Origin of the sequence: Stappia sp. 28M-7 (assembly GCF_014252955.1) — a bacterium.
In the GTDB taxonomy this organism is placed as follows: domain Bacteria; phylum Pseudomonadota; class Alphaproteobacteria; order Rhizobiales; family Stappiaceae; genus Stappia.
This window is the reverse complement of the sequence record NZ_JACMIA010000001.1, coordinates 3,871,578-3,891,619: the sequence shown is the minus strand read 5'-3', so window position 1 is coordinate 3,891,619 and position 20,042 is coordinate 3,871,578. Positions and strand designations below refer to the sequence as shown.

Annotated in this window: 19 protein-coding genes; 13 read left to right on the top strand and 6 right to left on the bottom strand. The window is 67.6% G+C overall.

Features of this window, described 5'->3' with window-relative positions; genetic code table 11:
- Positions 1 to 106: 106 nt before the first annotated feature.
- The 5 genes from H7H34_RS17475 to H7H34_RS17455 form a co-directional block, all read right to left on the bottom strand.
- The gene (locus H7H34_RS17475) at positions 107 to 1,744 is read right to left on the bottom strand and encodes a sensor histidine kinase (RefSeq protein ID WP_120269387.1); all 1,638 of its coding nucleotides are present in this window, start codon (positions 1,742 to 1,744) and stop codon (positions 107 to 109) included.
- A 1-nt stretch (position 1,745) separates the two neighbouring features.
- Positions 1,746 to 2,324 carry a sigma-70 family RNA polymerase sigma factor gene (locus H7H34_RS17470; RefSeq protein ID WP_120269386.1) on the bottom strand — a complete coding sequence of 193 codons (579 nt, stop codon included), beginning with the start codon at positions 2,322 to 2,324 and terminating at the stop codon, positions 1,746 to 1,748.
- On the bottom strand, positions 2,321 to 2,515 hold the full coding sequence (locus tag H7H34_RS23765; protein ID WP_120269385.1) for a NepR family anti-sigma factor: 195 nt from the start codon (positions 2,513 to 2,515) through the stop codon (positions 2,321 to 2,323). Before H7H34_RS23765 ends, H7H34_RS17470 begins: the two co-directional genes overlap by 4 nt.
- A gap of 114 nt (positions 2,516 to 2,629) precedes the next feature.
- Positions 2,630 to 2,821 carry a PLD nuclease N-terminal domain-containing protein gene (locus tag H7H34_RS17460; RefSeq protein ID WP_120269384.1) on the bottom strand — a complete coding sequence of 64 codons (192 nt, stop codon included), beginning with the start codon at positions 2,819 to 2,821 and terminating at the stop codon, positions 2,630 to 2,632.
- A gap of 202 nt (positions 2,822 to 3,023) precedes the next feature.
- A complete protein-coding gene (locus H7H34_RS17455; RefSeq protein ID WP_185925943.1) occupies positions 3,024 to 4,037 on the bottom strand; it encodes a LacI family DNA-binding transcriptional regulator in 1,014 nt (337 codons plus the stop codon).
- Positions 4,038 to 4,239: 202 nt separating this feature from the next.
- Here H7H34_RS17455 and H7H34_RS17450 point away from each other — a divergent pair, with 202 nt between their 5' ends.
- The 6 genes from H7H34_RS17450 to H7H34_RS17425 are packed head-to-tail and all read left to right on the top strand — an operon-like array spanning position 4,240 to position 10,214.
- Positions 4,240 to 5,259 (top strand): TRAP transporter substrate-binding protein, encoded by a 1,020-nt coding sequence (locus H7H34_RS17450; RefSeq protein WP_185925942.1) that lies wholly within the window; start codon positions 4,240 to 4,242, stop codon positions 5,257 to 5,259.
- A gap of 30 nt (positions 5,260 to 5,289) precedes the next feature.
- On the top strand, positions 5,290 to 5,814 hold the full coding sequence (locus tag H7H34_RS17445) for a TRAP transporter small permease (RefSeq protein ID WP_120269381.1): 525 nt from the start codon (positions 5,290 to 5,292) through the stop codon (positions 5,812 to 5,814).
- Positions 5,811 to 7,088 carry a TRAP transporter large permease gene (locus tag H7H34_RS17440; protein ID WP_185925941.1) on the top strand — a complete coding sequence of 426 codons (1,278 nt, stop codon included), beginning with the start codon at positions 5,811 to 5,813 and terminating at the stop codon, positions 7,086 to 7,088. Before H7H34_RS17445 ends, H7H34_RS17440 begins: the two co-directional genes overlap by 4 nt.
- Before the next feature lie 8 nt (positions 7,089 to 7,096).
- A complete protein-coding gene (locus H7H34_RS17435; protein WP_185925940.1) occupies positions 7,097 to 7,636 on the top strand; it encodes a VOC family protein in 540 nt (179 codons plus the stop codon).
- Positions 7,637 to 7,644: 8 nt separating this feature from the next.
- Positions 7,645 to 8,943, top strand: a complete 1,299-nt coding sequence (locus H7H34_RS17430) for a ribulose-bisphosphate carboxylase large subunit family protein (protein ID WP_185925939.1) — start codon at positions 7,645 to 7,647, stop codon at positions 8,941 to 8,943.
- Between the two features lie 5 nt (positions 8,944 to 8,948).
- On the top strand, positions 8,949 to 10,214 hold the full coding sequence (locus H7H34_RS17425; protein WP_185925938.1) for a four-carbon acid sugar kinase family protein: 1,266 nt from the start codon (positions 8,949 to 8,951) through the stop codon (positions 10,212 to 10,214).
- A gap of 46 nt (positions 10,215 to 10,260) precedes the next feature.
- On the opposite strand, the gene H7H34_RS17420 is transcribed toward H7H34_RS17425, so the two are convergent.
- Positions 10,261 to 11,037 (bottom strand): IclR family transcriptional regulator, encoded by a 777-nt coding sequence (locus H7H34_RS17420; RefSeq protein WP_120269376.1) that lies wholly within the window; start codon positions 11,035 to 11,037, stop codon positions 10,261 to 10,263.
- A 195-nt stretch (positions 11,038 to 11,232) separates the two neighbouring features.
- Here H7H34_RS17420 and H7H34_RS17415 point away from each other — a divergent pair, with 195 nt between their 5' ends.
- The 7 genes from H7H34_RS17415 to H7H34_RS17385 all read left to right on the top strand — a co-directional run bounded on the left by H7H34_RS17415 (position 11,233) and on the right by H7H34_RS17385 (position 19,782).
- Positions 11,233 to 12,729, top strand: coding sequence for an ABC transporter substrate-binding protein (locus H7H34_RS17415; RefSeq protein ID WP_245165111.1), 1,497 nt, complete (start codon positions 11,233 to 11,235; stop codon positions 12,727 to 12,729).
- A gap of 175 nt (positions 12,730 to 12,904) precedes the next feature.
- The gene (locus H7H34_RS17410) at positions 12,905 to 13,822 is read left to right on the top strand and encodes an ABC transporter permease (RefSeq protein ID WP_067219642.1); all 918 of its coding nucleotides are present in this window, start codon (positions 12,905 to 12,907) and stop codon (positions 13,820 to 13,822) included.
- Between the two features lie 6 nt (positions 13,823 to 13,828).
- A complete protein-coding gene (locus H7H34_RS17405) occupies positions 13,829 to 14,728 on the top strand; it encodes an ABC transporter permease (protein ID WP_120269374.1) in 900 nt (299 codons plus the stop codon).
- 5 nt (positions 14,729 to 14,733) lie between these two features.
- On the top strand, positions 14,734 to 15,720 hold the full coding sequence (locus tag H7H34_RS17400; protein ID WP_185925937.1) for an ABC transporter ATP-binding protein: 987 nt from the start codon (positions 14,734 to 14,736) through the stop codon (positions 15,718 to 15,720).
- The gene (locus H7H34_RS17395) at positions 15,717 to 16,739 is read left to right on the top strand and encodes an ABC transporter ATP-binding protein (protein ID WP_185925936.1); all 1,023 of its coding nucleotides are present in this window, start codon (positions 15,717 to 15,719) and stop codon (positions 16,737 to 16,739) included. Before H7H34_RS17400 ends, H7H34_RS17395 begins: the two co-directional genes overlap by 4 nt.
- A gap of 42 nt (positions 16,740 to 16,781) precedes the next feature.
- Positions 16,782 to 18,365, top strand: coding sequence for a gamma-glutamyltransferase (locus H7H34_RS17390; protein WP_185925935.1), 1,584 nt, complete (start codon positions 16,782 to 16,784; stop codon positions 18,363 to 18,365).
- Between the two features lies 1 nt (position 18,366).
- On the top strand, positions 18,367 to 19,782 hold the full coding sequence (locus H7H34_RS17385) for a M20 family metallopeptidase (RefSeq protein WP_371811421.1): 1,416 nt from the start codon (positions 18,367 to 18,369) through the stop codon (positions 19,780 to 19,782).
- Positions 19,783 to 20,042: the final 260 nt, after the last annotated feature.

The window sequence follows — 20,042 nt, the reverse complement described above, 5'->3', positions numbered from 1 at the left end:
GGGCACGCCATATGGTTGTGGGGCATGGCTGAGAGGCTGGGGTGTGGGAAGCAGCGCGCGCGGCGTTCCCGGGTTGCCGCGCCGCGCAGCCGTAAGCGCCCTGCGGTCAGTGCATGGAGGCAGACGCCTGCGGCCCGGGAACCGGGTGCAGCGGGATCTCCAGCCGCGCCATGGCGTCTTCCATGCCGCAGGTCGCGTCGAGCTGATGCAGATAGGCATGGACCAGGCGCGAGCGCAGCGAGGCGGGTGTGCCCGTCTCGTTGCCGTCCAGCGTGTCGTTGATCTGGCTGGCGCCGGAAATCACCATGGCGATCCTGTCGGCCCCGGTCAGCTCTATGGTGAGGACCTCTCCCGGCAGCAGGCAGTCGAACCGTGGCGGCAGCAGCTCGGCCAGGATGAAGGCGAGCGGAATCGCGCGGTCGAGATCGATCTCCGCCGCGTTGGCGCCCGCATTGGTCTGGATCCGGACCCGGCCCTGCGGCAGCAATGCCGGTCCGCGCAAGGCCTCCACCACTTCATGCACCAGGGCGGTCAGTGCCACGTTGGTGCCCTCGGTCGAGGCGTAGGAGACGCGATAGGCGGCGGAGATCGCCAGGATCCGTTCCAGCGTCACCCGCAGGGCCGCTTTTTCGCGCGGGCCCGTCGCATCGCGCCGCTGCATGCTCACCAGGCTGATGATCATCTGAAGGGTGTTCTTGATGCGGTGATGCAATTCGCGGCTGAGGCGGCGCTGTTCGGCCAGCGCGGCCTCGGTGTCGTGGGTGCGCCGTTCGATGCGGTCGGCCATCATGTCGAAGGTCACGCCCAGGAGGTCGATCTCGGGCGGTGCGGCCGCCAGCTGGCCGACGCGCGCGCGCGTGTTGCCGGTGCCGTATTGGCGGAAGGTCGAATAGATGTGGCTGAGATAGCGCAGCAGGAACCGCTGGATGCCGTAGCGCAGAACCACGAAAACCACCGCCAGCAGGATGAGCGGCGGCAGCAGGGCGCGCAGCACCGTGAGCCACAGTTCCAGCCGGTGCTCCGATGGCCGGCTGGCGGTGACCACCCGGTACTCGGTGCCCGGCAGCACGCTGGAGCCGATGAACCAGCCGCTGTCGCTTTCGGAAAAATCCGCCCCGTCCGCACGCGTCTCGCCGACCACCTGCAGGAAGCTGCCGATGTCGTTCTCCTCATAGACATGGGAGGCGAGCACCGCGCTGTTCTTGTCGACCAGGGCAAAGCCGATATTCGTCGCCGCGGTCGCGGTGATCGGGGCGATCAGCAGCGTCTGCGGCCGCAGGCCGATGTCGATGCGGGTTCCGTTGGCCTCGTTGGTGCGGGAGATGGTGATCGTCTTGGCGGCGGGGCCGGTGACGGCCTCGCTCGGCGCGTCGAGCTGGCGCTGGATCATCTTGCCGTCTTCGCCCAGGCCGATGGCGCAGATCGTCGCCTCGCCGCGGAAGATGGTGAGCTCCGTCGCCTCGATCAGGTCCTCGCGCATGGCGGAGAATACGCGCCGGCACTCTCCCAGGGCCTGCGGGTCCAGGGAGGTCAGGGCGCTTGCATAGCCTTCAGCACGCGCAATTGCCTTCGCGCTGGACTGTCCGATGAGGCGGGCATAGTCCAGGAAGCGTCGGTGTTCATCCTGGGAGCGTCGCTCGAGATCGGAGTAGGACAGCAGGAAGGCAAGAGCGGCAAGGGGGATCAGGGCTGCCGCGATATGGGCGAACAGCCGTCGATCGAGCCGGGTGCTGTTGGGCGGCAATTTACTCCATGGCACTGATCTTCACCGTCGAGGCGGGAGAGAGGGCGAGAACAGCTTCCACGGCTCGATCCGGTCCGAACTCGCTCGTCGACTCTGTCCCCATGATGTCGGCCAGCCGGGCACGGGCGCGGTTGACGCGACTTTTTACCGTGCCGATGGCACAACCGCAAATTTCAGCAGCTTCCTCATAAGAAAAGCCGGAAGCACCAATGAGGATCAGCGCTTCACGCTGGTCGTCGGGGAGCTGGTCGAGCGCCCGGCAGAAGTCGTCGAGGTCGAGATGACCCGTCTGATTCGGATGGGAGGCGAGCGTTGCCGAGTAGCGTCCGTCCACGTCCTGCACCTCGCGCTTGCGCTTGCGATGCGTCGAGTAGAGCGTGTTGCGCAGGATCGTGAACAGCCAGGCCTTCATGTTGGTGCCCGGCTCGAAGCGGCCGAGGTTGGACCAGGCCTTCATCAGGGCTTCCTGGACCAGATCGTCGGCGCGGTCGCCCATCCCCACCAGCGACGCCGCGAAGGCGCGCAGGCTGGGAATGCAGGACACCATCTCGTCTTTCAGCTCGAGACTGTGCTCGTTCATGACCGGGCCTCCCCCTCGGAACCGCTCTGTTCGTCCAAACGTTTCAGCAGATCCTCGAACCTTTGGGGCAGAGGCTGGGTCAGCACCTCGTTGTAGTAGGTTTGCAGCTGATTGCTGATGCGAGAGTGGACGTCGGTGTCCGAGGCTTTGGGCGGCTCTCCGTTCCGGGGTTTCTCGCTGTAATTTAGCATAGGCAGCAAATCCTTCTTCAGCTCCGCACCGACAACGCACCAGTGAGGATTTGGTTCCACCTGGCCTTGAACTTTTTGCCGATACGAATTGCGTGGGGCGGTGACAGGCCTGAATCAGGCCGTTGCCGGGCGCGACGGACCCGCCACGAGCCACACGAGGAAGCCAAGAACGGGCAGGGCCAGGATGAGCACGATCCAGATGACCTTAGCGAGCGTGGAGGCGCCCGAGCCGATGATCTTGACGATGGCGTAAACGTCCAGAACCAGAATGACGAGGCCGAGCAGGCCCCCCACCTCGATACCCATGTTCGCACTCCTTTCATGGCCGCCGGAGCGGCATGTACTCTTGTCCGCCGGGCGCCTGGCGGGCCGGAGGTTCGGCCCTGCGCTGCGGCGGCGTACTCGGTAGTCGGGAGGTGAACGTCCGTCGGGGTGATTTGGTTCCCCGGACGTAGGGGAAAGTTTGCAAGCCGTGTCAGCGGCTTCAGGGTGGGTCTGGATTTGCCGGTTAAAGATATTGCGAGGGGATGTTCTCGCGGAAGATCAGGTCCATCTTCAGCGGCGGGCGCAGCCCCGCGGCCTCGGCCGGACGGGCGAAGCGGGCCAGCGTCTCGCCGATCACCTGGTCCGGGTCGGAGTTGATCACCGCGTCCATCGTGCCCTCGATCAGCAGGCGGCGGGTGTCCTGGGTCAGGCCGTGGCCGATGAACACCACCCGCTCGCCCATGCCTTTTTCGGCGAGTGCCCTTGCGATGCCGTCGGACGAGCCGCCGACATTGTAGATGCCGACGAGATCCGGGTTCTGCTCCAGCAGCGAGCGGGTGTGGTTGTAGTTCTCGTTGCGGTCGTCGTGGCCCTCGCGCATGCCGACGATCCTCAGGTCCGGATAGGCTTCTTCCAGCAGGCCGAGAAAGCCCATCTCGCGTTCCGCATGGGCGCGGTAGGTGCGGCTGCCGGCGACCAGCGCGACGCTGCCCTCGCGTGCGCCGCAGAACCGGCCGAGCAGCAGGGCGGCGGTGCGCCCGGCCGCCTGGTTGTCGAGCCCGACATAGGTCTCGCGCGCCGGATGCGGCAGGTCGGAGACGATGGTGACGAGCCGGGTGCCGGCCGCGCTCACCTCTTCCGCCGCCTCGCGCACCAAGGGGTGGTCGATGGCCATGAAGGCTATGCCGTCGGCCCAGCGGGCGTGGTGGCGCAGCGCGGCGGCCAGCGCGCCGGCATCGAAACTGTCGATGAAGAAGCAGCGCAAGGGGCAGGCATCGCGGGTCTGGGTGTCGGCGACAGCGCGCACCTTCTCGCCGAGCAGGCGCAGATAGGGGTTGGTGCCCATCGGCAGCAGGAAGGCGACATTGGGCGGGCGCTGCCCGTCCAGCTTCGCGCGCTCCTCCGCGCTCATGTAGCCGAGCTCCACGGCGGCGGCCAGCACCCGGGCGACCGTGCGCTCCTTCACCCCCTTGCGGCGGTTCAGCACCCGGTCGACGGTTGCCAGCGACACGCCTGCCGCTTCGGCCAGGTCCGCCATGGAAGGGATCTGGGAGGGGAGCTGGATCTCTCCTGAGGGCACCTCAAAATACCTCAATATTTGATGTTTGACGTGATGCTCACGGCTTCGTAGCCTTTTGTCAAGAGATACGGATTTCGGCGATCTTCATGGAGTGAAGGCCGTCAAAATACCTCATGGCTCACCGAAATAACGAGCCTTGAAACCATCTTGGGAGGATGCAATGACCAGACAGCTGTTTTCCGTCACGCGGCGCGGCGCCCTTGCGCTCGGTCTCGGCGCGGGTGCCTTCGCCATGGTGCCCGGCCTTGCCCGCGCCCAGTCCGTGACCCTGCGCTACGGCCACAACAACGAGCCGGCCAGCGTCGCCGGCGCCCAGGCCGACTGGTTCGCCGAGGCGGTGGGCAAGCATTCGGGCGGCGACATCGCCGTGCAGGTCTATCCCTCCTCCCAGCTCGGCAAGCTGCAGGAGCTGGCCGAGGCGGTCTCGCTCGGCACCATCGCCTTCTCGCACAACACCGCCGGCGGCATCGGTTCGCTCTATGAGCCCTTCGCCGCGCTCGACACGCCCTATCTCTACCGCGACGTCGACCACCTGATGAAGGTGATGGACATCAATTCGCCGGTGATGCAGGAGCTCAACCAGGGCCTGATCCAGGCGGCGAATGTCCGTGTGATCTACGCCCACTATTTCGGCCGCCGCAATCTCACCGCCAACAAGGCCGTGTACAAGCCGGCCGACCTTGCCGGCGAGAAGATCCGCGCCGTGCCTTTCCCGATCTACCAGGCCGCCATCGAGGGCATGGGCGCCGCGCCCGTCCCGGTCGACTGGTCGGAAGTGCCGACGGCGCTCGCCACCGGCGTCGTCGCTGGCCAGGAGAACCCGGTCAACGTCATCCTCAACGTCAAGCTCTACGAGGTGCAGTCGCATCTCATGCTGACCGGCCACATGTCCAATGCCGAGGTCGTCGTGATGAACGAGGACGCCTGGCAGGCCCTGTCGCCGGCGCAGAAGGAGGCGGTTGCCGCCGCCGCGCTGGAGATCCGCGAGCGCGCCACCAGGGCGATCCAGGACAACGAGGCCAAGGACACCCAGGCGCTGCGCGATGCCGGCATGACGGTGATCGGCCCCGAGGACGGTCTCGACGTGGAGGCCTTCCGCGCCTCGGTCAGCAAGGTCGTCGACGCCCGCTTCGGCGAAAAATACGGTGCCCTCTACGAGAAGATCCGGGCGATCTCCTGATCGCCCGAACAGTGAGCGAGAGGTGCGGCCATGACCGGCACGACTGAACCCGTCCCGCCGGGCGGCAGGCTCCTTGCGGGTGCGGCGGCATGCTGCCGCACTCTCGCCGTCCTGTTGCTGGCGGCGATGAGCGTGCTGGTGGTCGGCCAGGTGCTCGGCCGCAACCTTCTCGATCTCGGCATGCCCTGGGCGGACGAGCTCGCCCGCTTCTGCGGTGTCGCGCTGGTCTTTCTCTGCGTGCCGCTGCTGGCGCTGCAGGGACGGCACGTGGCGGTGGAGCTGGTGCCGATGACGCTGCCGGCGCCCGCCCGTCGCTGGACCGGCGTGCTGGTCGAGCTCTGCGTGCTCGCCTTCTCGCTCTTCTTTCTCTATGGGCTCTACCGTTTTCTCGGCCGGGCGTGGAAATTCGCCACCCCGACCCTCGGCATTCCCAACTGGGTGTTCTACGCGCCCGCCATCGTCGCCATGGTGCTGCTGGCGCTTGTCACCCTTGCCCGTCTTCTCGCCCTCCTGCGCGGCGACACGCTCCCCGGTTCCGATCAGGCCCTGCCATGAGCCTCGTGCTTCTCCTCGTCTTCGCCGCCGCGCTGCTGCTCGGCGCGCCGATCGCCGTTGCCCTCGGCCTTGCCTCGGCGGTGGCCATCGTCGGCTTCGACCTGCCGGTGCATGTCCTGGCGCAGCGCGGCATCAACGCGCTCGATTCCACACCGCTGCTGGCCGTGCCGCTGTTCATCCTGGCCGCCAGCCTCCTCAACGCGATGGGCGTCACCACCCATATCTTCGACCTGGTGCGCCTCGTCGTCGGGCGCATCCGCGGCGCGGTCGCGCAGGTGTCGATCCTCGTCAGCCTGATCTTCTCTGGCGTCTCGGGCGCCGCGCTCGCCGATATCGGCGCGCTCGGCAAGATCCAGATCGACCAGATGTCGGGGCAGGGCTACCGGCGCGACTTTGCCGCCGGCATCACCATCGCCGCGGCCACCATCGGGCCGATCTTCCCGCCCTCGATCCCGCTGATCATCTATGCCAGCGTCACCAATGTCTCGGCGGTGCAGCTGCTGGTCGCCGGCATCGTGCCGGCGCTGCTGATCACGCTCTTCCTGATGGTTCAGGTCGCCGTCATGGCGCGCATCTACAACCTGCCGCGCGACACGGTCAGCCCGTCGCTTTCCGCCGTCGCCCGCAAGGCGGTGATCTCGCTGCCGGCGCTGGTCGCCCCGGTGATCCTGATCGGCGGCCTGCTCAGCGGCTATTTCGGTCCGACGGAGGTCGCCGGCGTCACGGTCGCCTATGCGCTGGCCATCGGCTTCCTCGTCTACCGCACGCTGACCTTCAGCGCCGTGTGGGAGAGCCTGCGCGAGACGGTGGAGGCGACCGCCGGCATCCTCTTCATCGTGTCGACGGCGGCCGTCTTCGCCTGGGTGCTCACGCTCGACCAGGTGCCGGCGATGGCCGGCCAGGTGCTGCTGGGCCTCTCCGACAATCCGCTGGTGCTGCTGCTTCTGGTCAACCTGCTGCTGCTCGTCGTCGGCATGTTCCTGGAATCCATCGCGGCGATCCTGATCATCGCGCCCATCGTCGCCCCGGCGCTGCACCAGGCCGGCGTCGATCCGCTGCAGCTCGGCATCGTCTTCGTGCTCAATCTGATGATCGGGCTGCTGACGCCGCCCATCGGCATGAGCCTCTACATGGTCTCCATCGTCGCCAAGATGCCGGTCCACTCGGTCATTCGCGGCGTGCTGCCCTTCTTCCTGCCCCTCGCGCTGTCGCTGCTGGTCGTCTCGGCCGTGCCGGCGGTGTCGACGTGGCTTCCCCGACTTCTCTCGCAATAGGGTTCTTCATGAGCAGGTTTCTCGGCGCAATCCGCCAGCTCGGCTACGTGGTCGACGACATCGAAGCGGCGATGGAGCATTGGTGCAAGGTCATGGGCGTCGGCCCGTGGTACTACAATCCCAAGGTGCCCATCGAGGACTACCGCTATGACGGCCAGTCCTTCGAGGTCCACAATTCCGTCGCGCTGGCCAACAGCGGCCCGGTTCAGGTCGAGCTGATCCAGACCCGCAACGACGCCCCGTCGATGTATCGCGACTTCCGCCTTGCCGGTCATCGCGGGCTGCAGCACGTCGCCTACTGGACGCAAGCCTACGATGCGGATCTCGCCCGCATGGAGGCCGAAGGCTTCCGCGTGAAGATGAGCGGCAAGGTCGGGGCCAACGGACGCTTTGCCTATTTCGACCGCGAGGCCCATCCCGGCACGGTGATCGAGCTGTCGGAGGTGATGGGGCCGAAGGGCCGCATGTTCGACCTGATCCGCGCCGCCTCCGAAGGGTGGGACGGCAGCGATCCGGTCCGTCCCTTCCCCGACCTCACCTCGATCTGAGGCGCGCGATGCGGACGATCCCCCTAAAGCCCGACAGCGTCGAGGCGACCTATCTGGTCGAGACGCCGCTCGCGCCGGAAAAGGTCGCGGCGATCATGGCCGGCGAGCAGAGCTGCGGCACCTTCGTGCGCGTTGCCGGCGAGAGCGACGAGCTGCGCGCCCGTGCCGGCGCCGAGGTTCTCGTCGTGGAAGAGCTGGAGCCGGCCAGCGCCCCGAGCCTTGCCAGCGCCTGGCTCGAGCGGCAGGGCACGTCCGGTCCCTGGCGGCGCGCGCGGGTGCGCATCGCCTATCCGCTCGCCAATGTCGGCGCCAACCTGCCGACCCTTGCCGCAACGGTTGCCGGCAATCTCTACGATCTCGGCGAGGTCACGGGCCTTCGCCTCGTCGATGTCGCCCTGCCGCAGGCTTATCGCACCCGCTTCGACATGCCCCGGCATGGCGTCGCCGGCACCCGTTCCGCGCTCGGCGTCTCCGGCCGGCCGCTCTTCGGCACCATCATCAAGCCGAATGTTGGCCTGAGCGCCGACGAGATCGCCGCGCTGGTCGCGGATCTGTGCGAGGCCGGCGTCGACTTCATCAAGGATGACGAGATCTGCGCCGATCCGGTCCATGCGCCGCTGGAGGAGCGCGTTCGCGCGGTGATGGCGCAGGTGCGCGCCTATCGCGAGCGCACCGGTCGCACTGTCATGGTCGCCTTCAACATCACCGACGAGCTCGACGCCATGCGCCGCCATGCGGACCTGGTGGAGCGCGAGGGCGGGTCCTGCGTCATGGCCAGCCTCAACTGGTGCGGACTGTCGGCGATGCAGTCGCTGCGCCGCTCCACGCCGCTCGTCGTGCATGGCCATCGCAACGGTTACGGCGCCTTCGCCCGCCATCCGCTGCTCGGCATCGGCTTCGACGCCTATCAGGCGCTCTATCGCCTTGCCGGCGTCGACCACATGCATGTGCACGGCATCGGCGGCAAGTTCTCCGACGCACCTCGGGAAGTCGAGGAGGCAGCGCGCCGCTGCCTGCAGCCGCTCGCCCTTGATGCGCCGGATGCCTCGGATGCGGTGATGCCCGCGTTCTCCTCCGGCCAGTGGGCCGGCACCCTGCCGGTGACCGCGTGTGCGGCCGGGTCCAGCGACTTCCTGTTCATGGCGGGCGGGGGCATCCTCGCCCATCCTTCGGGCCCGGCGGCTGGTGTCGCCAGCCTGCGCCAGGCGTGGGAGGCGGTGGCCGCGAACGAGGATCTGGAACAGGCAGCAAGCTCGCGGCCGGAGCTCGCCGGGGCGCTCTCCTTCTTCGGGAAAAAGGCCGGGTAACGGGCATGAGCGGCTACGTCTTCATCGCAGACGATTTTACCGGCGCGTCCGACACGCTGGCGACGCTGGCCGAGGCGGGCATCGCCGCCCGCCTGTGCGTGGAAGGGCCCTCGCTGTCCCGTCTGCCCGAGACGCCGCGCGGGCAGGGGGCGTTTCCGGCCGTCGGCATCGCCACGGACTTTCGCGCCTGCGCGCCGCAGGCGGTCGAGCCGCGCCTGCGCGCCCTGATGCCGATGGTGCGCGCGCGCCAGCCCCGTTTCGTGCACTACAAGATCTGCTCCACCTTCGATTCCGCCCCGCATGTGGGCAATGTCGGCGCGGCTGTCGCCGTGCTGGAGGAGGAGCTGTCGCCGGCACTCACCGTCATCCTCGGCGGCCAGCCCAGCCTGCAGCGCTTCTGCCTGTTCGGCACGCTGTTCGCGCGTGCGCCCGACGGGGCGGTGCATCGCATCGACCGCCATCCGGTGATGAGCCGGCATCCTGTCACGCCGATGGGCGAGGCGGACCTGCGCCGGCATCTGGCGGCACAGGGGCTCGGCGATCTGGCGCTGCTGGCGCGGCCCGAGCTTGCCGGTGCCGCCGCCGTTCTTGCGGCCATGGCCGAGGGCGGCGGGCGCCGCGTGCTGGTCGATGCGGTCGACGATACGGATATCGAGATGCTGGGCCTTGCCCTGTCGCTGCTGGAAACCCACGGCCGGCCGCTGCTGCTGGTCGGGGCCAGCGGCGTTGCTGAGGCGGTTGCGGGCAAGGCAGCGGCAGCGGGGTCCGGTGCCTCGGCGCTCGGACCGGTTGCCGGGCCGCGCCTTGCGCTTGCCGGCAGCCGTTCTGCGGCGACGGCGGCCCAGGTCGCTGCCGCATCGCGCTACACGCGCCTTCCGCTCGGTGCGAAAGATATTGCGGGCGAGGGGCGGGAGGCCTGTGCCGCGCGCTGCGCGCAGATGCTGGCCGCCGGCACCAACGTGCTCGCCCATCTCGATCCGGAGGCGGATTACGGTCTTGCGCCCGATGCGCTGTCCGAAAGCCTTGCCGAGCTTGCCGCGCGCATCCTGGCGCTGCATCCCGTTGCCGCGTTGGCGGTCGCCGGCGGCGATACCTCGGGGGCGGTGGTGCGCCGGCTCGGCTTCGACAGCCTCTCCTTCGAGGCGCGCGCCGGCTCCGGCGTTGCCGTATGCCGCGGCCACGCGCCGGGCACGCTGCTGGAGGGCATGCGCTTGCTGCTCAAGGGCGGGCAGGTCGGCCCTCTCGACCTCTTCGACCGGTTCGCCGCCTGACGTGACGCGCAAGCGCGCGTCACCGTGCAGGACATGAGGCGCGGCCCTATGCGCCGCGCGGCAGGTGGATCGAGTTGGCGACTTCGATCAGGTGCGGGGCCAGTTCCCCGCGCACCCTCTCCACACTCCATTTCATGCTCGAAACCGAGCATTGCACCGTGGCGACGGGCCGGCCGTCGCCGGACATGATCGGTGCGGCGATGCCGATCTCGTTCATGATGTTTTCGCTGTGGGTCAGCCCGTAGCCATAGGCGACCGCCTCCTCGATGGCCTCGGCGATCTTGCTCCGGTCCGTCGTCGTCTTCGGCGTCAGCGGCTTGATCGGCCAGGTCTCGACCGCCTCCTTGCGCTCGGCCTCGCTCAGCCTTGCGATCATGGCCCGCCCGCTCGAGGTGGTCAGCGCCGACAGCCGGCGCCCGGCCACCATCGCGCCGAAGGCGGTGAGCTGGGTCGGGATGCGGATGACGTAGACGATCTCCTGGCCGGCGAGCCGCGCCACGTTGACCCGTTCGCCGAGCGTGCGGCCGAGCTCGATCGCCTTGGGCATGGCGAGCTGCACCAGCGGGTCGGCCCATTGATAGGCGTTGCCCAGCTCCAGGAACTTGATGGAGGGGCTGTAGCGCCGCGATTCCGGGTCCTTGTTGAGGTAGCCCGTCTTGTGCAGCGTGTTGGTCAGCCGCTGCGCCGCGCTCTTGTCGAGGCCCGTCAGCTCGGCGATCTCGGTCAGGCCCAGCACCGTGTTGTGCTCGTTGAACAGGCTAAGCACCCGCAAGCCCTTGTCGAGCGAGCCGACGAACAAAGTGTCCTGCTTTCCCTTCGGCATAGACCTCCCCTGTTCCTTCGTTCCGTCTTTCGCGCAAGAATCTTGCGGATAGCGTGAGGTTTGGATTCTTGACACGTTCCAAACTGGACAATACGCTCAACCATAATACGGTCAAACGTATTATTATATAATAATCGAAAACCAGAGGGACCGGTGCCGCGCCGGTTGAATGAGCAGATGAAGACACGCCTCCTGATGAGCACCGTTGCCCTGGCCGTCGTCATGACTGCCGGCAGCGCCATGGCCGACAAGGCCAATGACACGCTGAACGCCGCCTTCACCAAGGAACTGGAATCGGTCGACAGCTACTTCAATTCCGCCCGCGAGGGCGTGATCCTGCAGCGGTCCATCTGGGACGGCCTGCTCTATCTCAACCAGGAGACCGGCGAGTACGAGGGCAACCTCGCGACCTCCTGGACCTGGGTCGACGACACCACGCTGGAGCTGAAGCTGCGCGAGGGCGTCAAGTTCCACAACGGTGAGGAGTTCGACGCCGACGACGTGGTCTACACGGTCGAGTTCGTCGCCAAGCCGGAGAACGGCGTCGTCGTCCAGCGCAACGTCAACTGGATGAAGGGCGCGGAAAAGGTCGACAAGTACACCGTCCGCATCTTCACCAATGGCCCGTTCCCGGCCGCGCTCGAGTATCTCGCCGGTCCGGTCTCGATCTATCCGAACGAGTATTACGCCGAGGCCGGTCCCGCCGGCATGGCGCTGAAGCCGGTCGGCACCGGTCCCTACCAGGTCGAGAGCGTCGAGCCCGGAAAGCATTTCGTGCTGAAGAAGTACGAGGGCTATCACGGCGGCCCGAAGGGCATGGCGAGCATCGGCACCATCGACATCCGCACCATTCCCGACGTCAACACCCAGCTCGCCGAGCTGTTCAGTGGTGGCCTCGACTTCATCTGGGGCGTCCCGGCCGATCAGGCCGAGAAGCTGGCGATGATGGACCGCGTCAACGTGGTCAACGAGAGCACCATGCGCGTCGGCTATCTGGAGCTCGACGCTGCGGGCCGCAGCGGCGCCGACAACCCGATGACCAAGACCAAGGTGCGTCAGGCCATCGCCCATGCGATCGACCGCCAGGCCATCGTCGACAACCTGCTCAAGGGCGCCTCGAAGGTCGTGCACTCGGCCTGCTTCCCGAGCCAGTTCGGCTGCGATGTGGACGTGACCAAGTACGAGTTCGACCCGGAGAAGGCCAAGGCCCTGCTCGCGGAAGCCGGCTATCCGGAAGGCTTCTCGGTCGACTTCTACGCCTATCGCGACCGTCCCTATGCCGAGGCGATGCTGTCCTACCTCGCCAATGTCGGCATCCAGGCCAACCTGAAGTTCCTGCAGTACTCGGCCCTGCGCGACATGCGCCACAAGGGCGAGACCAGCATGAGCTTCCAGACCTGGGGCTCCTACTCGGTCAACGACGCCTCGGCGATCACCAGCCAGTTCTTCAAGCACGGCAAGGAAGACTTCGCCCGTGACGACGAGGTCCTGGAGTGGCTCAACGTCGCCGACACCTCGGTCGATCCGGCAGTGCGCAAGGAGAACTACTCCAAGGCGCTGAACAAGATCGCCGACGAGGCCTACTGGGTGCCGCTGTTCTCCTACAACGCGAACTACGTGTTCACGAAGGAGGCCACCTTCACCCCGACCCCGGACGAGGTCGTGCGCTTCTTCCACGTTCGCTGGAACTAAGCGCCAAGCCGCGACCCGCGCCCGGCCTTCCTCTCGCCGGGCGCGGATCGTGCCTTTCGCAGCTTGCCGTGACCGGCCGTCCGCACCCCGCAAGGGAGCGCGGTCTTCCGGGTATTGGCGAGCCCGTTTCGCTCCGCCCCCGCGTGCCGCGGCCGCCTGACGATCGGAACCCGAGATGCTTATGTTCACCCTGAAACGGCTGGGGCTCGCCATTCTGGTGACCTTCACCGTGTCGCTGCTGAGCTTCAGCCTGCTGTTCATGTCCGGCGATCCGGCCTCGGCCATTGCCGGCGAGAACGCGTCCGCCACCGACATCGAGGCGATCCGCGTCCTCTACGGCTTCGACCGGCCCTTCCTCGTGCAATATGCCGACTGGCTGTTCGGGGCGCTGTCGGGCGATTTCGGGCAGAGCTACTATTTCCGCGTCCCGGTCGCCCAGCTGATCGGCGAGCGCCTGTCGACGACGATGCTGCTCGGCGTGTGCGGCATCTCCTTCGCGCTGGTCACCGCCATTCCGCTCGGCGTTGCCGCGGCGATGCGCCCGAACTCGCTGATCGACCGCACCGCGCTGTTCCTGTCGGTGATGGGCCAGGCGATGCCGAGCTTCTGGTTCGGCCTGGTGCTGATCGTCGTCTTCTCGATCCAGCTCGGCTGGCTGCCGCCGTCCGGCTCGGCGACCTGGAAGCACTTCATCATGCCGACCGTCGTGCTCGGCTATTACGCCATGCCGGCGATCATGCGCCTGACGCGCGCCGGCATGCTGGAGGTGCTCAACGCCGACTACATCCGCACCGCGCGCGCCAAGGGCGCCAGCGAGACGCGGGTGATGTTCAAGCATGCGCTGCGCAACGCGGTGGTGCCGGTGGTCAGCCTCGCCGCCGTGCAGATGGGCTTCATGCTGGGCGGCTCGATCGTCGTGGAGTCCATCTTCGCCCTGCATGGCGCCGGCTATCTCGCCTGGGAGTCGATCGCCCGCAACGACCTGCCGACCGTGCAGGCGCTGATCCTGATCTTCTCGCTGTTCTACATCGTCTTCACGTTCCTGTCGGATCTGGTCAATGCCTGGCTCGATCCGCGCATCCGGGTGGGCTGATCCGACATGGCACGCACCATCGAAACCGTCGCGGAAGACCTCCGCACCCCGAGCCCGGCCGCGATCCTGCGCAAGCGCATCTTCGGTCACTACGGTCTCGTCTTCGGCGTCGTCGTCCTTGCGATCATCGTCGCGCTGGCGCTGTTCGCCCCGCTGCTGACGCCGCACGATCCGTATGCCCAGGACCTCCTGGCGCGCATGAAGCCGCCGTTCTGGATGCCGGGCGCCGACCCCAACCATCTGCTGGGCACCGACTTCCTCGGCCGCGACTATCTCGCGCGGCTGCTCTACGGCGCCCGCATCTCGCTCGCCATCGGCCTGTTCGCGGCGCTGATCTCCGGCCTCATCGGTACGGCGATGGGCGTTGCCGCCGGCTATTTCGGCGGCCGGGTGGATCTCGTCGTCACCTTCCTGATCAACGTGCGCCTCGCCATGCCGGTGGTGCTGGTGGCGCTGGCCGTCGTCGCCATCCTCGGCGGCTCGCTGCAGGTGGTGGTCTGCGTGCTCGGCCTGCTGCTGTGGGACCGGTTCGCGGTGGTCATGCGCTCCTCCGTGCTGCAGGTGCGCGACCTCGAATACGTCAACGCCGCCAAGGCCATCGGCTGCTCGACCCGGCGCATCATCCTGCGCGAGATCATGCCGAACGTGGTCAACAACCTGATCGTCGTCGCGACGCTGGAAATGGCCCACGCCATCCTGCTGGAGGCCGCGCTCTCGTTCCTCGGCCTCGGCGTGCAGCCGCCCACCCCGTCCTGGGGCCTGATGATCTCGGAAGGCAAGCAGATGATGCTGTTCGAGCCCTGGCTGATCGCCATTCCGGGCGTCGCGCTGTTCATCCTGGTTCTGGCCATCAACCTTCTCGGCGACGGGCTTCGCGACGTCACCGCACCGGAAAACAGGGGCTGAGATCCATGAGCGAACCTGTCCTCAAGGTAGACAACCTCACCATCGACATCCCGATGGCGCAGGGCACCCTGCACGCGGTGCGCGGCATCGACTTCGAGCTGAAGCGCGGCGAGACCCTGTGCATCGTCGGCGAGAGCGGCAGCGGCAAGTCGCTGACCTCGCTCGCCATCATGGGCCTTCTGTCGAAGAAGATGCGCTGCAACGCGGCCGGGCTGAACTTTTCCGGCATCGACCTGCGCAAGCAGTCGCCGCGGGCCATGCGCGCCCTGCGCGGCGACCGCATGGCGATGATCTTCCAGGAGCCGATGACCTCGCTCAACCCGGCCTACACCATCGGCGACCAGCTGATGGAGGCGCTCCAGCTGCACCGTCCGGTCAGCCGCGCCGAGGCGCGGGCCCGGGCCATCGAGCTGCTCGGCAAGGTCGGCATCACGGCGGCGGAAAGCCGGCTCTCCCAGTATCCGCACCAGCTCTCCGGCGGCCTGCGCCAGCGCGTCATGATCGCCATGGCCCTCATGTGCGAGCCGGAGCTGATCATCGCCGACGAGCCGACCACCGCGCTCGACGTCACCATCCAGGCGCAGATCCTGCGCCTGCTCGCCGATCTCCAGCGCGAGATGAACATGGCGATGATCCTGGTCACCCACGATCTCGGCGTCGTCGCCCGCATCGCCGACAAGGTGGTGGTGATGTATGCCGGCGAGGTGGTGGAAAAGGGCAGCGCCCGCGAGATCTTCGAGAACCCGCGCCATCCCTACACCCGCGGCCTGCTGCGCTGCATCCCGGTCCCGGGCAAGACCAAGCCCGGCGAGCATCTCGGCTCGATCCCGGGCATCGTGCCCTCGCTGATCGGCAAGGTGGAAGGCTGCGCCTTCCGTTCGCGCTGCGACGTGGCCGAGGCCGTGTGTGCCTCGGAGGTGCCGGTGCGCCGGACCGGCGAGGATCACATGTATCGCTGCATCCACGAGGTCCAGGCAGGAGCGCCGTCATGAGCCCCACCACGACGACCGAAGCTGCCGCGGCCCCGGCCGCCGCGTCCGACGCCAGCGCCGTTCCGGTCCTGGAACTCGCCGGCGTCACCAAGACCTACCGGGTCAAGCAGGGCATGTTCTCCGCCCCCAAGCCGCTGCATGCGCTCGGCGGCGTCAACCTGAAGATCCACCGCAAGGACGTGCTCGGCCTCGTCGGCGAGAGCGGTTGCGGCAAGTCCACGCTCGCCAAGATCCTGCTGGGTCTGGAGGCGCCGACCTCCGGCAAGGTGCTGATCGACGGGCGCGAGGTCACCGCGCGCGAGCGCACCGTGCTCGCCCGGCGGATCCAGCCGATCTTCCAGGACCCGTACTCCTCGCTCAACCCGCGCAAGAGCATCGAGGACATCATCGCCCTGCCGCTGGTGGTCCACAAGATCGGCGACAGCGCCTCGCGGGCCAAGTCCGTTGCACGCATGCTCGATCTCGTCGGCCTGCCGCAGCGCGTGCTGCGCGGCTATCCCAACCAGCTGTCGGGCGGCCAGCGCCAGCGCGTCGCCATTGCCCGCGCGCTGGTGATGAACCCGGAAATCGTCATCTGCGACGAGCCGACCTCGGCGCTCGACGTGTCGGTGCAGTCGCAGATCCTCAACCTGCTCGGCGACCTGCGCGAGGAACTGGGCCTCACCTATCTGTTCATCAGCCACAATCTGGCGGTGGTCGAGCATCTGGCGACGCGCGTTGCCGTCATGTATCTCGGCAAGATCGTCGAGGAGGCCCCGGCGTCCGAACTCTTCGCCGGCCCGCGCCACCCTTATACGCAGGCGCTGCTGGAATCCGTGCTGACGCCGGACCCGAACCTTTCGGTGCCCGACACCCATCTCGGCGCGACCTATCCCAACCCCATCGACCCGCCGTCCGGCTGCCATTTCCATCCGCGCTGCGCGAAGGTCATGGACATCTGCAAGACCACCCCGCCCCCTCATGTCGCCGGGCCGCAGGGCCATGTCGACTGCCATCTGCACGCGGCGCCCGCCAGCTGATCATCGCCGCACCGTCGTCCCGTCTGTGGTGAGGAGCCGCCCATGAGCAATCTTTCGCGCACCCAGTCCATGCGCAAGCATGTGATCGAGACCAGGGGCGGCGTCGTCGCCTCCCAGCACCGGGTGGCCGCCGAGACCGGCGCCGCCGTCCTGGCCGCCGGGGGCGATGCGGTGGATGCGGCGGTTGCCGTCTCCTTCGCCGTCGGCGTGCTGGAGCCGTGGATGAGCGGCCCTGCGGGGGGCGGGGCCATGGTCCTGTGGCGCGAGGACGAGCAGAAGGCGCACAGCATCAATTTCGGCATGCGCTCGCCCGCCGCCCTCGATCCGGCCGACTACCCGCTGTCGGGTGCGGGCAAGTCGAACGACCTCTTCCCCTGGCCGTCCGTGGTCGAGGACCGCAACGTCCAGGGCGCCACGGCGATCGCGGTTCCCGGCACCGTTGCCGGCATGGAACTGGCGCATGCCACCTGGGGCCGGATGGGGTGGAAGGACCTTGTCATGCCGGCCGCCGACCTTGCCGCCGAGGGCATGCTGGTCGACTGGTACGCTTCGCTGATCATCTCCTCCGTGGCGCGCGAGCTTGCCAAGGATCCCGATGCCGCGGCCATGTTCCTCGACGACGGGATCTGGCCGAAATCCTCCGGCTGGACCGCGGTTCCCAACCTGCGGCTCGACCAGACCCGGCTGGCCGGCACGCTGCGGCGCATTGCCGAGGCCGGCGCGCGCGACTTCTACGAGGGCGACATCGCCGCGGCGATGGCCGCCGACGTCCAGGCCAAGGGCGGTTCGCTGTCGCAGGCCGACCTTGCCGCCTACCGGGCGGTTCTCGCTCCCGCGCTGGAGACCTCCTATCGCGGCGGCACGGTCCATGCCGCGCGCGGCCTGACGGCGGGCGCCAATCTCGTCGAATGCCTGGCGATGATGGAGGCCGCCTTCACGCCGTCCTCCGCGCCGGACGGCACCAGCTATTCCGAGATGGCCCGCGCCCTGTCGGCCAGTTACGAGCGGCGCCTGCGCGAAATGGGCGACACGGGCGAGGCGGAGGGCTCCGGCACCCCGTCCTGCACCACCCATTTCAGCGTCGTCGACCGGCACGGCAACATGTGCGCGGTCACCCAGACGCTGCTGGCGGTGTTCGGTTCGCGCGTCGTCTCGCCGTCGACCGGCCTCCTGATGAACAACGGCATCATGTGGTTCGATCCGGAGCCCGGCAAGCCGAACTCGCTGGCGCCCAACAAGGCCTGCCTGATGAACGTCTGCCCGGCCATCGGCGAGAAGGATGGCCGGCGTTTCGCCATCGGCGCGTCCGGCGGCCGCAAGATCCTGCCGGCCGTGCTCAACCTCACCTCCTTCCTGATGGACTTCGACATGTCCCTGGAAGGGGCCTTCCACCAGCCGCGCATCGACAACAGCGGCGGCGAGGCGATCCTCGCCGACGAGACGCTGCCGCAGTCGGTCGTGTCCGCGCTGTCCGCCGTCCATCCGGTGACGGCCACCCGCCGCACCGTCTTCCCGTATGCCTTCGCCTGCCCGGCGGGCGTGCTGCGGCAGGACGGCATCAACATGGGGTGCACGGAGATCATGTCGCCATGGGGCGACGCCGTGCCCGAAACCGAGGGAGCCTGACGTGGCAAACCGTGACAGCGTCATCGCGCGCATCGACAATTTCCTTTCGAGCGGCGGCTACGAGACCGAGCTTGCCCGCATGCTCGCCTTCGAGACCGAGAGCCAGGATCCGTCCCGCCGCTCGGAGCTGATGCGCTACCTCGTCGAGGAGATGGAGCCCAAGCTCACCGGCCTCGGCTTCACCTGCCGCATCATGACCAACCCGGTTGACCCGTCCGTGCCCTTCCTCTTCGCCGAGCGCATCGAGGACCCGGCCTTCGAGACCGTGCTCACCTACGGCCATGGCGACGTCATCCGCGCCCAGACCGACCAGTGGCGCGAGGGGCTGCATCCCTTCCGCCTGGTGCGCGAGGGCGACAAGCTCTACGGGCGCGGCACCGCCGACAACAAGGGTCAGCACTGCATCAATATCGCGGCGCTGCGGACGATCCTTGAGGAGCGCGGCTCGCTCGGCTTCAACTGCAAGATCATCATCGAGATGGGCGAGGAATGCGGCTCGCCCGGCCTTGCCGAGCTGTTCTCGCAGAACCGCGAGACCTTCGCCGCCGACGTGCTGATCGCCTCCGACGGCCCGCGCCTGCATCCCGACCGTCCGACCCTGTTCATGGGCTCGCGCGGCGCGGTCAATTTCGACCTGCGCGTCGAGCTGCGCGAGGGCGCCCACCATTCGGGCAACTGGGGCGGGCTGCTGCGCGACCCGGCCATGGTGCTGGCCCATGCACTCGCCTCCATCACCGACCGCCGCGGCCAGATCCAGGTGCCGGAATGGCGCCCGACCAGCCTGACGCCGGCCGTGCGCGAGGCGCTGAAGGATTGCCCGGTCGGCGGTTTCGACGGCCCCTCCGTCGACACCGACTGGGGCGAGGAGAGCCTCACCCCGTCCGAGCGCGTCTTCGGCTGGAACAGCTTCGCCATTCTGGCCCAGACGAGCGGCGTGCCGTCCGCTCCGGTCAACGCCATCTCGGGCCGAGCCCATGCCCATTGCCAGCTGCGCTATGTGGTCGGCACGGATCCCGACGACATCCTGCCGGCGCTGCGTCGCCATCTCGATGCCAACGGCTTCCAGATGGTCGAGATCGTCCCGGCCGACCGCGGCTTCTTCCATGCAACGCGCCTCGACCCCGACCATCCCTGGGTCACGCGCGTCAAGACCTCTATCGAGGCGACTACGGGCAAGAAGCCGGCGATCCTGCCGAATCTCGCCGGCTCGCTGCCGAACGAGACCTTCGCCGACATTCTCGGCCTGCCGACCGTCTGGGTGCCGCATTCCTACCCCGGCTGCTCCCAGCACGCGCCGAACGAGCACGCGCTCCATTCCATGACCCGCGAAGCGCTGGCGATGATGGCCGGCCTGTTCTGGGACATCGGCGAGGCGAACGCGGCCCGCGCCGGCAAGACGGCCGAAGCGACCGCCTGAGACGCCGCCGCTTCAATCGGCAAACCTGCTCGTCCGATCCGTCGCCATCATGCCACGGGTCGGACCGGCGGGGATTACTGGAAAACTGCTGGCGGGGATAAGCGTACAGCCGGTCGTCGCCCGCTTCCGGGGATAGGTTCGAGATATCCTCGCATACGACAACGCCCGGACGGAACACCGTCCGGGCGTCGTTTTTTGAGACGATTGAGAGCGCTTGCGTCAAGATTTCTCGAAATTTTGCAAAATCCGTCTCGAAAATT

What these genes read in the sequence shown, in the direction of transcription:
- H7H34_RS17470 (WP_120269386.1), bottom strand. Translation starts at nt 2,324, where the DNA reads ATGAACGAGCACAGTCTCGAGCTGAAAGACGAGATGGTGTCCTGCATT.
- H7H34_RS23765 (WP_120269385.1), bottom strand. Translation starts at nt 2,515, where the DNA reads ATGCTAAATTACAGCGAGAAACCCCGGAACGGAGAGCCGCCCAAAGCC.
- H7H34_RS17460 (WP_120269384.1), bottom strand. Translation starts at nt 2,821, where the DNA reads ATGGGTATCGAGGTGGGGGGCCTGCTCGGCCTCGTCATTCTGGTTCTG.
- H7H34_RS17455 (WP_185925943.1), bottom strand. Translation starts at nt 4,037, where the DNA reads ATGGCGGACCTGGCCGAAGCGGCAGGCGTGTCGCTGGCAACCGTCGAC.
- H7H34_RS17450 (WP_185925942.1), top strand. Translation starts at nt 4,240, where the DNA reads ATGACCAGACAGCTGTTTTCCGTCACGCGGCGCGGCGCCCTTGCGCTC.
- H7H34_RS17445 (WP_120269381.1), top strand. Translation starts at nt 5,290, where the DNA reads ATGACCGGCACGACTGAACCCGTCCCGCCGGGCGGCAGGCTCCTTGCG.
- H7H34_RS17440 (WP_185925941.1), top strand. Translation starts at nt 5,811, where the DNA reads ATGAGCCTCGTGCTTCTCCTCGTCTTCGCCGCCGCGCTGCTGCTCGGC.
- H7H34_RS17435 (WP_185925940.1), top strand. Translation starts at nt 7,097, where the DNA reads ATGAGCAGGTTTCTCGGCGCAATCCGCCAGCTCGGCTACGTGGTCGAC.
- H7H34_RS17430 (WP_185925939.1), top strand. Translation starts at nt 7,645, where the DNA reads ATGCGGACGATCCCCCTAAAGCCCGACAGCGTCGAGGCGACCTATCTG.
- H7H34_RS17425 (WP_185925938.1), top strand. Translation starts at nt 8,949, where the DNA reads ATGAGCGGCTACGTCTTCATCGCAGACGATTTTACCGGCGCGTCCGAC.
- H7H34_RS17420 (WP_120269376.1), bottom strand. Translation starts at nt 11,037, where the DNA reads ATGCCGAAGGGAAAGCAGGACACTTTGTTCGTCGGCTCGCTCGACAAG.
- H7H34_RS17415 (WP_245165111.1), top strand. Translation starts at nt 11,233, where the DNA reads ATGAGCACCGTTGCCCTGGCCGTCGTCATGACTGCCGGCAGCGCCATG.
- H7H34_RS17410 (WP_067219642.1), top strand. Translation starts at nt 12,905, where the DNA reads ATGCTTATGTTCACCCTGAAACGGCTGGGGCTCGCCATTCTGGTGACC.
- H7H34_RS17405 (WP_120269374.1), top strand. Translation starts at nt 13,829, where the DNA reads ATGGCACGCACCATCGAAACCGTCGCGGAAGACCTCCGCACCCCGAGC.
- H7H34_RS17400 (WP_185925937.1), top strand. Translation starts at nt 14,734, where the DNA reads ATGAGCGAACCTGTCCTCAAGGTAGACAACCTCACCATCGACATCCCG.
- H7H34_RS17395 (WP_185925936.1), top strand. Translation starts at nt 15,717, where the DNA reads ATGAGCCCCACCACGACGACCGAAGCTGCCGCGGCCCCGGCCGCCGCG.
- H7H34_RS17390 (WP_185925935.1), top strand. Translation starts at nt 16,782, where the DNA reads ATGAGCAATCTTTCGCGCACCCAGTCCATGCGCAAGCATGTGATCGAG.